The sequence below is a fragment of the Ralstonia edaphi genome, from assembly GCF_958350185.1.
Taxonomy (GTDB): Bacteria; Pseudomonadota; Gammaproteobacteria; order Burkholderiales; family Burkholderiaceae; genus Ralstonia; species Ralstonia edaphi.
The window spans coordinates 194,267-208,618 of the sequence record NZ_CATWHI010000005.1 but is presented as its reverse complement, the minus strand read 5'-3'; the positions used below and the strand labels follow the sequence as shown (position 1 = coordinate 208,618).

Annotated in this window: 11 protein-coding genes and 1 tRNA gene; 1 reads left to right on the top strand and 11 read right to left on the bottom strand. The window is 62.7% G+C overall.

The window, feature by feature from the left end; all coding sequences use genetic code 11:
- The 5 genes from R2669_RS18510 to R2669_RS18490 form a co-directional block, all read right to left on the bottom strand.
- Positions 1-648: a C40 family peptidase gene (locus tag R2669_RS18510; RefSeq protein WP_027677664.1), complete on the bottom strand. Its 648-nt coding sequence runs from the start codon at positions 646-648 to the stop codon at positions 1-3.
- 241 nt (positions 649-889) lie between these two features.
- Positions 890-2,545 carry an ABC transporter ATP-binding protein gene (locus R2669_RS18505; protein WP_147213693.1) on the bottom strand — a complete coding sequence of 552 codons (1,656 nt, stop codon included), beginning with the start codon at positions 2,543-2,545 and terminating at the stop codon, positions 890-892.
- Entirely contained in the window at positions 2,542-3,666 is a 1,125-nt protein-coding gene (locus tag R2669_RS18500; protein WP_316901658.1) for an ABC transporter permease, read from the bottom strand. Before R2669_RS18500 ends, R2669_RS18505 begins: the two co-directional genes overlap by 4 nt.
- A gap of 14 nt (positions 3,667-3,680) precedes the next feature.
- Complete coding sequence (locus tag R2669_RS18495) at positions 3,681-4,733, bottom strand: microcin C ABC transporter permease YejB (protein WP_027677667.1); 1,053 nt, start codon at positions 4,731-4,733, stop codon at positions 3,681-3,683.
- A 16-nt stretch (positions 4,734-4,749) separates the two neighbouring features.
- A complete protein-coding gene (locus tag R2669_RS18490) occupies positions 4,750-6,636 on the bottom strand; it encodes an extracellular solute-binding protein (protein WP_316901656.1) in 1,887 nt (628 codons plus the stop codon).
- 308 nt (positions 6,637-6,944) lie between these two features.
- Here R2669_RS18490 and fabI point away from each other — a divergent pair, with 308 nt between their 5' ends.
- Positions 6,945-7,739, top strand: coding sequence for an enoyl-ACP reductase FabI (fabI, locus tag R2669_RS18485; RefSeq protein ID WP_147213690.1), 795 nt, complete (start codon positions 6,945-6,947; stop codon positions 7,737-7,739).
- Between the two features lie 184 nt (positions 7,740-7,923).
- Here fabI and R2669_RS18480 read toward each other — a convergent pair.
- The 6 genes from R2669_RS18480 to cysS all read right to left on the bottom strand — a co-directional run bounded on the left by R2669_RS18480 (position 7,924) and on the right by cysS (position 14,225).
- Positions 7,924-8,017: transfer RNA gene (locus R2669_RS18480), tRNA-Ser, on the bottom strand.
- 146 nt (positions 8,018-8,163) lie between these two features.
- Positions 8,164-9,414: an aspartate kinase gene (locus tag R2669_RS18475; RefSeq protein WP_045204290.1), complete on the bottom strand. Its 1,251-nt coding sequence runs from the start codon at positions 9,412-9,414 to the stop codon at positions 8,164-8,166.
- Positions 9,415-9,510: 96 nt separating this feature from the next.
- Complete coding sequence (gene tilS, locus R2669_RS18470; RefSeq protein ID WP_316901654.1) at positions 9,511-10,929, bottom strand: tRNA lysidine(34) synthetase TilS; 1,419 nt, start codon at positions 10,927-10,929, stop codon at positions 9,511-9,513.
- Complete coding sequence (locus tag R2669_RS18465) at positions 10,898-11,866, bottom strand: acetyl-CoA carboxylase carboxyltransferase subunit alpha (RefSeq protein WP_009238448.1); 969 nt, start codon at positions 11,864-11,866, stop codon at positions 10,898-10,900. Before R2669_RS18465 ends, tilS begins: the two co-directional genes overlap by 32 nt.
- A gap of 89 nt (positions 11,867-11,955) precedes the next feature.
- Positions 11,956-12,849, bottom strand: coding sequence for a DNA-3-methyladenine glycosylase family protein (locus R2669_RS18460; RefSeq protein ID WP_316901652.1), 894 nt, complete (start codon positions 12,847-12,849; stop codon positions 11,956-11,958).
- On the bottom strand, positions 12,834-14,225 hold the full coding sequence (gene cysS, locus R2669_RS18455) for a cysteine--tRNA ligase (RefSeq protein ID WP_316901650.1): 1,392 nt from the start codon (positions 14,223-14,225) through the stop codon (positions 12,834-12,836). Before cysS ends, R2669_RS18460 begins: the two co-directional genes overlap by 16 nt.
- Between the last annotated feature and the right edge of the window lie 127 nt (positions 14,226-14,352).

The following is a 14,352-nucleotide window of genomic DNA, read 5'->3' as shown; positions in this document are numbered from 1 at the left end:
TCAACCGCCGTACATTGCCAGCGGCTTGCCGGCGGCGTTCGGATCGACTCGCTTGAGTTGCTCGACAAAGTTGTCGGCGCCATCCTTGATTGCGGCGCCCGAGTTGCCTTCGATGCGGCGGGCACCGTTGTAGCGCGTCACCCAGTACGAGGCAGTCATGTCATCCACGCGGATCTTGCTGCCGGTGGACGGTGCGTGCACAAACTTGTTGTCGCCGATGTAGATGCCGACGTGCGAGAACGTGTGGCGCATGGTGTTGAAGAACACCAAGTCGCCGGGACGCAGTTCAGCCGTGTCCACGCTGGTGCCCACACGGCTCATTTCCACGGCGCGACGCGGCAGCAGGAAACCGAACGTGTCGTTGAAAACGTAGCGGACGAAGCCGCTGCAGTCGAGGCCCGATTCCGGCGTGTTGCCGCCGAAACGGTAGCGCAGACCGATCATGCCCAGGGCGTTCATGACGACGTCGCCGGTCTTGCTCATCACGTTGGAGATGAGGCCCGGCTTGGCTTCGGGCTTGACGTCGGCGCGGACTTCCGTGTCCTTGAAGACCGTATCAGCATGCACTGCATTCGACACGATCACGCCGCAACCGATCACAACCCCTACCGCTAGGCGCGCCATGGAATGAAGTACGAAATGCTGCATTGGCTCTCCCTCGGAAACTCGTAATGATGCGGCGAACATACGCAGCCGCAAATGAGAACAGTCCGAATCTTGTTAAAACAATCTCGCAGGATGATAAAAGTGACACTTTGACTTGTCAAAGGTCGTTACAAATTCATCGGAATCCACATGCAAATCAGGCACTTAGACATGACTTTGGATGCGCATTCTTACAAAAACAGCGCATCAAAACTGCACTGATTCGGGGCAAACGCGGTGCGTTTTACGGGTTATCCCGGGCAGGGATGAGTGAGGCAGCCGCCATCAGCTTGCAGGTGTAGGGGTGAGAAGGCGATGCCAACACCGCTTCGGTATCCCCCTCTTCCACCACTTTCCCATCCTTCATCACCACCACGCGATGTGACATCGCGCGGATGACGGCAAGGTCGTGGCTGATGAATAGATACGACAGGTTGTACTTTTTCTGAAGGGCTGACAGCAGCGAAAGCACCTGCTGCTGGATTGACACATCGAGTGCCGAAGTCGGCTCATCGAGCACCAGCAGCTGCGGCTTGAGAATCAGCACACGCGCGATGGCGACGCGCTGGCGCTGTCCACCGGAGAATTCATGCGGGTAGCGGCCGAGCGCTGTGCGGTCGAGGCCAACTTCGCGCAGCGCCTCGATCACGCGGTGACGGCGCTCGGTGGCGTTGACGTGCGGTTGGTGCAGCGCCAGGCCTTCTCCGACGATTTCCTCAATCGTCATGCGCGGCGACAACGATCCATACGGGTCTTGAAACACCACCTGCATGCGCGCACGCACTGCCCGGCGCTCGTCGCGCGAAATACGCAGCAGCGAATTGCCCAGGAAACGCAGGTCGCCGCTCTTTGCCGTTTGCAGCCCCAGCAGCGTCTGCGCGAGCGTGGTTTTGCCCGACCCCGATTCGCCGACGATGCCAAGCGTCTCGCCTTCGCGCAGCTGCAGCGACACGGCATCGACCGCGGTGAACGGGTCAGTCCGGAACCAGCCGGCAAACCCTGGACGATGGCGTTCGTAGGTGACCGTCAGCTTGTCGGCCTCAAGCAGCACGGGGGCAAGCGGCACCAGCGGCAGCACGTCGCGCTGCGGACGGCTCTCGAGCAGCCGGATCGTGTACGGATGCTGGGGCGCGGCAAACACGTCGGCCGTGTTGCCGGTTTCGACCAAGACGCCGCGCTCCATCACGCCGACGCGCTCGGCAAACGCGCGCACCATGTTCAAGTCGTGCGTGATCAGCATGATGGCCATGCCGAATTCGGCCTGCAGTTCGCGCAGCAATTGCAGGATCTGCATGCGCACCGTCACATCGAGCGCGGTGGTCGGCTCGTCGGCCAGCAACAGCTTCGGCGAGCACGCCAGCGCCATGGCGATCATTGCGCGCTGGCGCTGGCCACCCGAAAGCTGGTGGGGGAAGGCGTCAAACCGGCGCGGCGCCTCGGCAATGCCGGTGCGTTCCAGCAGCGCAATCGCACGTGCCTTGGCGGCGCGCTTGTCCAGGCCCTCGTGCAATTCCAGCGTTTCGACGATCTGGTTGCCGATCGTGTACAGCGGGTTGAGCGCAGTCATCGGCTCCTGGAACACCATGGCGACGTCGGCGCCGCGCAGGCCGCGCATCTCGCGCTCGCTGGCGGCCAGGAGGTCGCGGCCTTCGAGCAGGATGCGGCCGCTGTATTGCGCGTCGGCCAGTAATCGCATGATCGATAGCGCAGTCACGGACTTGCCCGAGCCGGATTCGCCCACCAACGCGAAGCGCTCGCCGGCGTGCAAGTCGAGCGAGACATGCTTGACGGCTTCCGTCACCTCGCCGTGTTCAGATTCGAAATGCACGCACAGGTCATCCAAGCGCAACAGTGGACCGTCGTACTTCGGCGTGGAGGAACGCAGATCGACGCGGGTCATTTCACCCCCGCCGGTTTCTGGCGCGTACGCAGTTGGGCGAATGACAGGCGCGTGTCGAAGGCATCGCGCAGCGCGTCGCCCATGAAGGTCAGCAGGACGAGCGTCAGCACGAGCACCACGAACGTCGACAGCGAGATCCACCAGGCATCCAGGTTGGCCTTGCCTTGCGCAAGCAGCTCGCCCAGGCTCGGGGTGGATGGCGGTACGCCGAGGCCAAGAAAATCCAGGCTCGTGAGCGCAAGAATGGCCGCGCTCATGCGAAATGGCAGGAAGGTAATCACGGGCGTCAGGCTGTTGGGCATGATGTGGCGCCACATGATCTGCCAACTGGACAGACCCATCGCCCGCGCGGCCTTCACATAATCGAGCGAGCGGTTGCGGTAGAACTCGGCGCGCACGTAATCCGACAGACTCATCCAGCCGAACAGCGACAACAGGATGATGAGCAGCCCAAGACTGGGCGTGAAGATCGACGCGAAGATGATCAGCAGATACAGCTCCGGCATCGAACTCCAGATTTCAATCAGCCGCTGCGACACCATGTCGAAACGTCCGCCGAAGAAGCCCATCAGCGCCCCGGTCAGTGTGCCGACCAGCACGCCGAGCACCGTCAGCGCCAGGCCGAACAGCACCGACACACGGAAGCCATACAGCAGCCGCGCAAACACGTCGCGGCCACGATCGTCTGTGCCGAGCCAGTTTTCCGCAGAAGGCGGCGCCGGATTGGGCTCTTTCGAAAAGTAGTTCAGCGTCTCGTACGAATACGGATTGGGCGGGTAAATCGCAAAGCTGCCCGGCTCCTTGAACTTGTCTCGAATGAACGGATCGAGGTAGTCCGTCGGAGTTGGAAAATCCCCGCCGAATGTCGTCTCGGGGTAGGCCTTCACGATCGGGAAATACCAGTTGCCGTGATACTTGACCACCAGCGGTCGGTCATTGGAGATGCACTCGGCACCCAGGCTGAGTACGAACAGCACCACGAAGATGAGCAGGCTCCAATAGCCCAGCCGATGCTGCTTGAAGCGGCGCCACGCGCGCTTGAGCGGCGACGGCGAGTGGCGCACCGGATGTGGTGCGGCCGTGTTGGATGCATGCGTGGATGTGCGCGAATACTGAGTCATGGTCGCCGGCCCGCCTATCGCCCAACCGAGCCGAAATGGATCCGCGGATCGACCAGCACGTAGCACACGTCGGAAATCAACCGCGCCGCCAGGCCTATCAGCGTGAACAAGTACAGCGTGCCGAGCACGACGGGATAATCGCGTCGCATCACGGCCTCATACGACAGCAGGCCCATGCCGTCGAGCGAGAACAGTTGCTCGATCAGCAGCGACCCCGTGAAGAACGCGCCAATGAAGGCCGAAGGAAACCCCGTCACCAGCGGCAGCAGCGCGTTGCGGAAGATGTGCTTCCACAGCACGCGCCGCTCCGACAGGCCCTTGCTACGCGCAGTCAGAACGTACTGCTTGCGGATTTCCTCCAGGAACGCGTTCTTCGTCAGCATGGTGATGACGGCAAAGCTGCCGACCACCGACGCCATGACGGGGAGCGTGATGTGCCAGAGGTAATCCGTGATCTTGCCCAGCAGGCTGAGCTGATCCCAGTTGTCGGACGTGATGCCACGGATCGGGAACCACTGGAAGAAGGTACCGCCGCCAAAGAGCACCAGCAGCAGCACGCCAAGGACAAACCCCGGGATGGCATAGCCGACCAGCACGATGATGCTGGTCACCAGATCGAACCGGCTGCCCGCCCGCACCGCCTTCGCAATGCCGAGCGGCACCGCTATCAGGTACGTGAGAAAGAATGTCCACAACCCGATCGAAATCGACACCGGCAATTTCGACTTGATGAGATCCCACACGCTGCGGTGCTGGAAGTAGCTTTCACCCAGATCGAAGCGTGCAAAACGACCAAGCATCAGGAAGTAACGTTCGACGGGGCTCTTGTCGAAACCATACAAGGCGCGGATCTCCTTGATCTTCTCGGCGTCGACGCCCCGACGACCACGATAGTCGAAGGCACCGCCACCGCTGGCCTCGCCGCCGGCGCCCCGCCCCTTCATCTCCATCATCATCTGTTCGACCGGGCCACCGGGTACGAACTGGATCACGACAAACGTGAGCGTGATCACGCCGATCAGCGTCGGGATCAGGAGCAGCAACCGTTTGATCAGGTACGCGAACATGGTGTCACCGATGCGGTCATTTGGCAGCCGATTGGGCGGATTCCGGCGTCCGCCACCAGGCCGTCAGCACCCAGGCCTCGGCCGAGTAGTAATACGGCAAGCGATCCGGGTACATCAGGTTCTTGTTGTAAGCCACGCGGTGCGAGGCCGAATACCAGTGCGGAATCACATAGCAACCCTGCATCAGCACGCGGTCGAGGGCGCGCGAAGCGGTGACCAGCTCGTCGCGATTGTCGGCACGCAGCACATCGTCGATCAGCGCGTCGACGGCTGGCGATTTCAGGCCGATCACGTTGTCCGAGCCGGCCTCGTCAGCCGCCGCAGAACCGAAGCGGTCCTTCAGCTCGTTGCCCGGGCTTTGCGAATCCGGAAAGCGCAGCGAGATCATGTCGAAATCGAACTCTTCCAACCGCTTCTGGTAGAGCGCGAAATCGGTCATGCGCTGGTTGACCTGGATGCCGAGCTTTTCGAGGTTGCGCGCATACGCCGCCATGACGCGGCTCATGGCGCCGCCATCGTCGAGCATCTCGAAGACGAACGGCTCACCCTTGCTGTTGCGCAGCGCACCGTCGGCGTAGGTCCAACCCGCCTGGGCCAGAAGGCGACGTGCCTGCCGCAGGTTGTCACGCAGTGAGCTCGGCGGATCCGTCGAGGGCGGTGCGGGCAGCACACCAAACACCTCGGGGTCGAGCTTGCTGCGCAGCGGCTCCAGCAACGCCAGCTCGCCCTTGCTGGGCATGCCCGTGAGCGAATCCGACGCGGCCAGTTCGCTATTGGCGAAGTAGCTGTCGAGCCGGCGATATGCACCGTAGAAAAGCTGTCGATTGAGCCATTCGAAATCGAGCGCCAACGCCAGCGCCTTGCGCACGCGAAGATCCTGAAACAACGGCCGCCGCAGGTTCATCACAAAGCCCTGCATGCCCGCGCCATTCCGATGCGGGAATTCGCTCTTGATCAACTCGCCGCTGCGGAACTTCACGCCGACATAGCTCTTGGCCCAGTTCTTGGCGCGGTATTCCACCATGGCGTCGTACTCGCCGGCCTTGAAGGCTTCGAGGCGGGCGGTTTCGTCCTTGTAGAGCTTGTACTGGATGCGCTCGAAATTGAACGAGCCACGGCGCACGTTCAGATCGCGTCCCCAGTAGTCGGGATTGCGACGGAAGGTAATGCCGCGCGACGGATCAAAGCGCTCGATCACATACGGCCCGCTGGCAACGGGATCCTGGAAGGTCAGCTTGTCGAACGCGACATCCTTGCCGCCATCCGGGTCGTCGGGCTTGCCGCTGCCCTGGCCCCACTTGGGCGAGAACACCGGCAGGCCGCCGACGATGAGCGGCAGCTCCTTGTTCTTGCGCTTGAAGTCGTAACGGATGGTGCTGGCGTCCACCACCGTCACCTTGGCCACGTCGGCGGTCATGCTGCGGTAAGCCGGGCTCGCGCCCTTGCCCATCAGCATGTCGTAGGAGTACTTGACGTCCGACGCGCGCACGCGATCGCCGTTGGAGAACCGCGCGCGCGGGTTGATGTGGAACGTGACCGAAAGTTCGTCGGGAGCCACCGTCACGTCGTCCGCAAGCAGGCCATAGCCGCTGGCGGTTTCATCCCAGCTCGTAATCAGGAGGCTTTCGAACACCAGTTGATTCAGGCCCGGTGCCGACGTCCCCTTGATCGTGAATGGATTGAACTTGTCGAAGCTCGTGCGGCGGTCTGGATTGCCGAGCAGCAGCATGCCGCCGATGGGCGCCTTCGGGTTCAGGTAGCCGAAATTGGAGAAACCCGTTGGATACTTGAGGTCGCCATATTCGGCGTAGCCGTGTGCCGCCCAGGCGGGTGTCGCGCAGATCGCCGCCAGCAGGCTGAACAGCGCCATGAATCGCTTGTGTGCCACAACGCGCACGCTCATTGCGCCCCTTGCCCCCAATGTCCTTGCATGCGTTGATCCGATTGATCGCTGTCTGAAAAACTGTTTTCGACGATTCTAACGCCCTCCCACGGCAATCCCACCAATTCCGGCCCGGGATCGTCCCGCATTGACAAGGCTGACAGGGATTGTGCGGCACCGCGCAAATGGGCAGGCGCCCCGCGCTTTCCGGTATGATCGCGCCCACCTAATTGCCTCGTGCCCCGGAAACCGCCGCTGCGCCGCTGCAGTGACGCGTGACCACAGCAACATACGGGCGCGACGTTGCCCCACATTTGTATGGAGAAACCATGGGATTCCTCGCTGGCAAGCGCATTCTGATTACCGGCCTTCTGTCCAACCGCTCGATCGCCTACGGCATCGCCAATGCCTGCAAGCGCGAGGGCGCGGAACTGGCCTTCACCTACGTCGGCGAACGCTTCAAGGACCGCATTACCGAATTCGCCACCGAGTTCGACAGCAAGCTGGTGTTTGATTGCGACGTCGGCAGCGATGAACAGATCGCCAAGGTGTTCGAAGACCTCGGCCAGCACTGGGGCCACTTCGACGGCCTGGTGCACTCGATCGGCTTTGCGCCGCGCGAAGCGATTGCTGGCAACTTCATGGATGGCCTGTCGCGCGAGTCGTTCCGTATCGCCCACGACATCTCGGCCTATAGCTTCCCCGCGCTGGCGAAGGCTGCGCTGCCGATGCTCTCGCCCAATGCCTCGCTGCTGGCCCTGACCTACCTGGGCGCTGAGCGCGTGGTCCCGAACTACAACACGATGGGCCTGGCCAAGGCGTCGCTCGAAGCGAGCGTGCGTTACCTGGCCAGCGCGCTGGGTCCGAAGGGCATCCGCGCCAACGGCATCTCGGCGGGCCCGATCAAGACGCTCGCCGCGTCCGGCATCAAGGATTTCGGCAAGCTGCTCAAGTACATGGAAGACGTGGCCCCCCTGCGCCGTAACGTCACCATCGAGGAAGTGGGCAACGTGGCGGCGTTCCTGCTGTCGGATCTGGCCAGCGGTATGACAGGCGAGATCACGTACGTGGACTGCGGCTTCAACGTGACCGCCGGTGTGCCGGACGTCGTCGGCCAAGGCTGATGCGTTAATGCACCCACGCATGCGCGCGCCATCTCCGGAAGGCGCATGCGTGGGGAGCAGACAAAGAAAAAGCCCGCATGGCGCAAACCATGCGGGCTTTTTGACGTGCAGTGCAATGCGAGCCGTCACGTCAGCTCGACTCGCATCCGCCTGTTATGCGCGCTTCCCGCGAGAAGCGCCAAACTGGCGGAGACGGAGGGATTCGAACCCTCGATCCAGGTTTTGGCCCGGATGCTCCCTTAGCAGGGGAGTGCCTTCGACCTCTCGGCCACGTCTCCCAAACTTGCGTCACACGAAGGAGCCCGTGCAACGAAGCGCGTATTCTAGCCACTTCACCCCACCCGGTCAACGACAACTGCATGACATGGGGTGAGAATCTATGGCCCCGGGTCGCCACCCGGCCATCCGGTCTCAGCTCAGCCCATTACGCCTGATCCAGCTCGAACGCCTTATGGAGCGCGCGCACGGCCAGCTCCATGTACTTCTCATCGATGAGCACCGAGATCTTGATTTCCGAAGTGGAGATCATCTGGATGTTGATGCCCTCTTCCGACAGTGTGCGGAACATCTTGCTGGCGATGCCCACGTGCGAGCGCATGCCCACACCGACCACCGACACCTTCGACACCTTCGGGTCGCCCGACACGCTGGCCGCGCCGATATGCGCTTTCACGCTGTCGTTCAGGATCGCCAGGGCGCGCTGGTATTCGCCGCGCGGCACGGTGAAGGTGAAGTCCGTCTTACCCTCCACCGACTGGTTCTGGATGATCATGTCGACGTCGATGTTGGCGTCGGCGACCGGGCCCAGGATCTGATAAGCGATGCCGGGCTTGTCCGGCACACCGATCACGGTGATCTTGGCTTCGTCGCGGGCAAAGGCGATGCCGGAAATGGCGGCGGCTTCCATGTTCGAATCTTCCTCAAAAGTAATCAGCGTGCCCGAGTTCATCTCGACGTCGAGCGGCATCAGCGGGTCGGTCAGCGACGACAGCACGCGGGTCTTCACGCGGTACTTGCCGGCAAACTCCACCGAGCGAATCTGCAGCACCTTCGAACCGAGGCTGGCCATTTCCAGCATCTCTTCGAAGGTGATTTTGTCCAGCCGGCGGGCATCGTCCACCACGCGAGGGTCGGTCGTATAGACGCCGTCCACGTCGGTGTAGATCAGACATTCGTCGGCTTCGAGCGCGGCGGCAACGGCCACGGCCGAGGTATCGGAACCACCACGGCCCAGCGTGGTGATATGACCTTCGCTGTCGATGCCCTGGAAGCCCGTGATGACGACCACGCGGCCCGCGTCAAGATCAGCGCGTACCCGCTCATCGTCGATCGACTGAATGCGCGCCTTGGTGTAGGCCGAATCGGTCTTCACTGGCACTTGCCAGCCTGTGTAGCTGCGGGCATCGATGCCCTCGGCATGCAGTGCAATGGCCAGCAGACCCACACTCACCTGCTCGCCCGTCGAGGCAATCATGTCGAGTTCACGCGGGTCGGGTTGGGCCGAAATCTCTTTGGCCATACCCAGCAGGCGGTTGGTTTCGCCGGACATGGCCGAGGGGACGACCACGATCTGGTGACCTGCACGGTGCCACTTGGCAACGCGCTTGGCGACATTCTTGATGCGTTCAACCGAACCCATCGAGGTGCCACCGTATTTGTGAACGATGAGAGCCATCTTGGAAAGATCAGGAGGAGGCGAAGCGGTGCAAAAGCTTTTGAAAATACAGCAATTTACATCGATCGGCAAGCAAATCACCGGTGACGATGTGTTTCAGAGCGCACCTTCGACGCCGGCCGACCACGTGATTTGCCAACCAGCACCGGTGTGCATGGCGGCTCGATTCATTCCCAGCCCAGCTGCGAACACGAGCATGTCGCCCGCATAAAGTAGGGGCAACCGCTCGCGCTCCCAGGCCGGAATGCCCGCCTCCTGATAGGCCTGTTTGAGCGCGCGGGACGGTGCGCCGGAGCGCAGCACGATGCGTTCACCGCCACGGCGGGGCGTCAGAAGGAGCGGCGCTTGCAACGTTTGGGCAGCAACACCGTCGCTTGCCACGGGCTCAAACAACAGCGTCCCGCCCCATGCGTCCAACGTCACGCGCTGTTCAGCCAGATGCGTCGGCTCGAACAGCGCCGCACCGATGGCAATTGCGGCCGGCTCTGGAATATCGCTGGCGCCAGCGTCGATCCATGCAACGCCACGGTAGCGCCTGACCTGCCCAGTCGGCAATTCAATGCGCAGCGCACCGTCATCTCGCGCGTCAGTCAACTGCGTACGCAGATCCTCCAGACGTCGACTTGGCAGCGCGCGCATGCCTGCCTTGGCCAGCCACGCACGCAGCACCGCACGCTGACGCGGCACGGACAGTGCATTCAGCGCGGCCACGTTCAGCTCCTTCGCCGACGCGATTTGGGTCAGGTCCGCCTGTGCAATCTCGTCGATCAACGCGGCGGCCTCCGCCAGATGCGCAGCGCTGCGCGACAGCGCTTCGCGATACGCGGGGAAATGATCCGCCATGCCTGCCAGCAGCGGGCGCAATGCATTGCGCGCGTAGCGTGCGTCGGTGTTGGACGGATCTTCGACCCAGCTGAGCGCGTGAGCATGTGCGTACAGCTCGATCTCGCTGCGCGGTGCGTCGACCCATGGACGCAGCAACGTGACCGCGCCCGCCCGCGCCATCGGCATGGCGGCCAGGCCATCGAGGCCCGCGCCGCGCATCAATTGCAGGAGTACCGTTTCAGCCTGGTCGTCCTGATGATGGGCCGTCAGCAGGATGGAGGCGCCCGTCTCCTCGCAAAGCGCTTCGAGTGCGGCGTACCGGGCTTCGCGCGCCGCCTCTTCAACGCCCTGCCCGGCATCGACCGCTACGTGGACGCGACGCGCATGAAACGCCACGCCGACCGCCTCGGCCATGCGTTGACACGCGCATTCCCAGACATCGGCGTCGGCATGCAGGCCATGGTGAATATGGAGCGCCACGAGCTGCACGCGGGCGCCCGCGTCGCGCCACGCGGCACACGCGTGCAGGAGCGCCGCGGAATCCCGCCCGCCTGACAGGGCAATCGCCACAGTCGGCGGCTCAGCGTCCCCAGAAACAACGAAGGCCGCACACGCGGCAACGCGTTGTGCGACCTTGTTGACGAGATCAGCCGACGAATCAGCGACCTTCGGTTTCCTTGAACTTGCCATAAGCCATCAGGCGCTCGTGACGGCGGGCCTGGAGTTCCGACGTCTTCATGCCCTGGAACTGGCGCAGCGACTCAGCGAGCGCGCGCTTGAGCATCGTCGCCATGCCCTTCGGATCACGGTGTGCGCCGCCCAGCGGCTCATTGACGATCTTGTCGATCAGGCCCAGCGCCTTCAGACGATGCGCCGTCAAGCCCAGCGCCTCGGCGGCTTCGGGCGCCTTCTCTGCGGTCTTCCACAGGATCGACGCGCAGCCTTCCGGCGAGATCACCGCGTACGTGGCGAACTGCAGCATGATCACGGAGTCACCCATGGCGATGGCCAGTGCGCCGCCCGAACCGCCTTCACCGATGATGGTGGCGATCAGGGGCACCTTCAGGCCGGCCATCACAAACAGGTTGTGGCCGATGGCTTCGGATTGGCCGCGCTCTTCCGCATCGATGCCCGGGAATGCGCCCGGCGTATCGACAAACGTGAAGATCGGCAGGCCGAACTTGTCCGCCAGCTCCATCAGGCGCTTGGCCTTGCGGTAGCCCTCGGGCTTGGACATGCCGAAATTGCGCAGTGCGCGCTCCTTCGTGTCGCGGCCCTTCTGGTGACCGATCACCATGCAAGCCTGGCCGTTGAAACGCGCCAGACCACCCACGATCGACAGGTCGTCCGCAAAGGTGCGGTCGCCGTGCAGTTCGTGGAAGTCGGTGAAGATCTCGCGGACGTAATCGAGCGTGTACGGACGCTGCGGGTGTCGGGCAATCTGCGCGACCTGCCATGGCGTCAGATTCGCGTACAGATCTTTGGTGAGCTGCTGGCTCTTGGATGCCAGGCGGGAAATTTCTTCAGAAATGTCGACAGCGGAATCGTCTTGTACGAAGCGAAGTTCTTCGATCTTCGCCTCAAGTTCTGCGATCGGCTGCTCGAACTCCAGGAAGGTTGTTTTCATGGATCTTCTGAAAGGCTCTTGAAGGCGCGCATTCTACCGGATTTTGACCGCCCGGCGGCGACGCGCTCCGTTTCATCGAAATGAACAGATCAATAGGTGGTCGCGGTGTCGAGACTGCGCCACATATACCAAGTGGCCACGGTGCGCCACGGTTCCCAGTTGGCGGCCACTTCGCGCGCTTCGCTGCGAGTGACGGGTTCGCCACTGAAATAATTTTGCGAAATCGCGTTGATGAGGCCGATGTCATCCAGCGGCAGCACGTTGGGCCGCATCAGGTTGAACATAAGGAACATCTCCGCGGTCCATCGGCCGATGCCACGAATCTGTGTCAGTTCGGCAATGACATCCTCGTCTTCCATCTCGGCCCACTTGGCGACGTGCACGGTACCGTTGCGAAAGTGATCGGCCAGATCGAGGATGTACTCGGCCTTGCGCTTCGAGAGACCGCAGCCGGCCAGCTTCTCTTGACCGGCACGCAGGAATTGGGCGGGCACCAGCTTCGGGCACACCGCCACGACGCGTTCCCACACCGACTGCGCGGCCTTGACCGAGATCTGCTGACCAACAACCGACCTGGCAAGCGTGACGAACGGGTCGCCGCGCGAAGCCAAGTGCGCCGGGCCATACGTCGGGATGATCTTGCGCAGGATACGGTCGCGCTTCATCAGGTCAGCGCAAGCTTCTTGCCAGTATTCGGGGGGGCCTGAAAGCACCACCTCTGCCGGCACAGGCAAGGTCTCGCCAGTCGCGAGCGTTTCGGGCAACGGCACCTTGCTCGCAGGCGCGCGTTTTGCCGGAGCCTTGGCGACTTTAGCGGCCTTGATCGGCGCGCTCGTGGCGACGACCGCCTTGCTTGCCGCGCCGTCCACCTTCTTGCCGACAGTTTTCTTGGCAGCCGGCGCCTTCACGGCCGGAGCCTTCTTGGCGGCGGTGCTGCGCACTACGTTGGCTTTCTTGGCCACCGCGTTCATGCGCGTCTCCATTCGGTCAGGCCACCCGGTTTGTCTTCCAGGACAATGCCGGCGGCGAGCAGATCGGCACGGATGGCATCAGCACGGGCGAAATCGCGAGCGGCCTTGGCGGCGCGGCGCTCCTCGATACGCGCTTCCACTTCGGCGGCGGCCAGGCCATCGGCCGACACGCCGCCCTGCAGGAACGCGTGCGGATCGCGGCCCAGCAAACCCATCACGCCGGCCAGCGCGGCCAGCTGGCTGGCCAGTTCGGGCGAGCGCGTCTTGTTCACTTCGCTCGCCAGCTCAAACAGCACCGACACGGCGACCGGCGTGTTGAAATCGTCGTTCATCGCTTCCAGGAAGCGCTTGCCGTGCGACTCGTTCCAGTCGGGCTTGGCACCCGCCGCTGCCGGCACATCCTTGAGCGCCGTGTACAAACGCGTGAGCGCATGGCGCGCATCATCGAGATGGGCGTCGCTGTAATTCAAGTCGCTGCGATAGTGCGAGCGCAGGATGAAGAAACGCACGACCTCCGCGTCGTACACCTTCAGCACATCGCGGATGGTGAAGAAGTTGCCGAGCGATTTCGACATCTTCTCGTCATTTACACGGACGAAGCCGTTGTGCATCCACGTGTTGACGAACGTCTTGCCGGTCGCGCCTTCGGACTGGGCAATTTCGTTCTCGTGATGCGGGAACTGCAAATCGGCGCCGCCGCCATGCAGGTCGAAATGCTCGCCCAGCAGCTCGCAGCTCATCGCCGAGCACTCGATATGCCAGCCCGGGCGGCCCTCGCCCCACGGCGAGGCCCAGCGCGACTCAGCCGGCTCGTCGGCCTTGGCGGATTTCCACAACACGAAGTCGAGCGGATCCTGCTTGGCATCGTTGGCAGCCACGCGCTCGCCCGCACGCAGGTCTTCGAGCGACTTGCCCGACAGCCTTCCGTAACCGGGGAACTTGCGCACCGCATAGTTCACGTCGCCGTCGGTGGCCTGATAGGCGAGACCGTTCGTCTGCAGCCTGCCGATCATGTTCAGCATCTGCGGCACGTATTCGGTGGCGCGGGGCTCGTGGTCGGGGCGCTGCACGCCAAGCGCATCGGCGTCTTCGTGCATGGCGGCGATGAAGCGGCCCGTCAGCGCGCTCATCGTCTCGCCGTTCTCGACCGCACGCTTGATGATCTTGTCGTCGATGTCGGTGATGTTGCGCACGTAGGTCACCTCGTAACCTGACGCGCGCAGCCAGCGCTGCACCATGTCGAACACCACCATGACCCGCGCATGCCCCACGTGACAGTAGTCGTACACCGTCATCCCGCACACGTACATGCGCACGCGGCCGGGCTCGATGGGGACGAACGTCTGTTTCTCACGCGCGAGCGTGTTGTAGATCTTGAGTGATTCCATGAAGCGGTGTCGGGAGACTCAGCGCGCCGCGCATGCGAGGTACAACGTTGCGGGCGGACTAAATTGGAGGCAATCGGCGCCGGCGAGGCGCCTGCAAAACTAGCGGCATATCTTACCGGAACTGCGC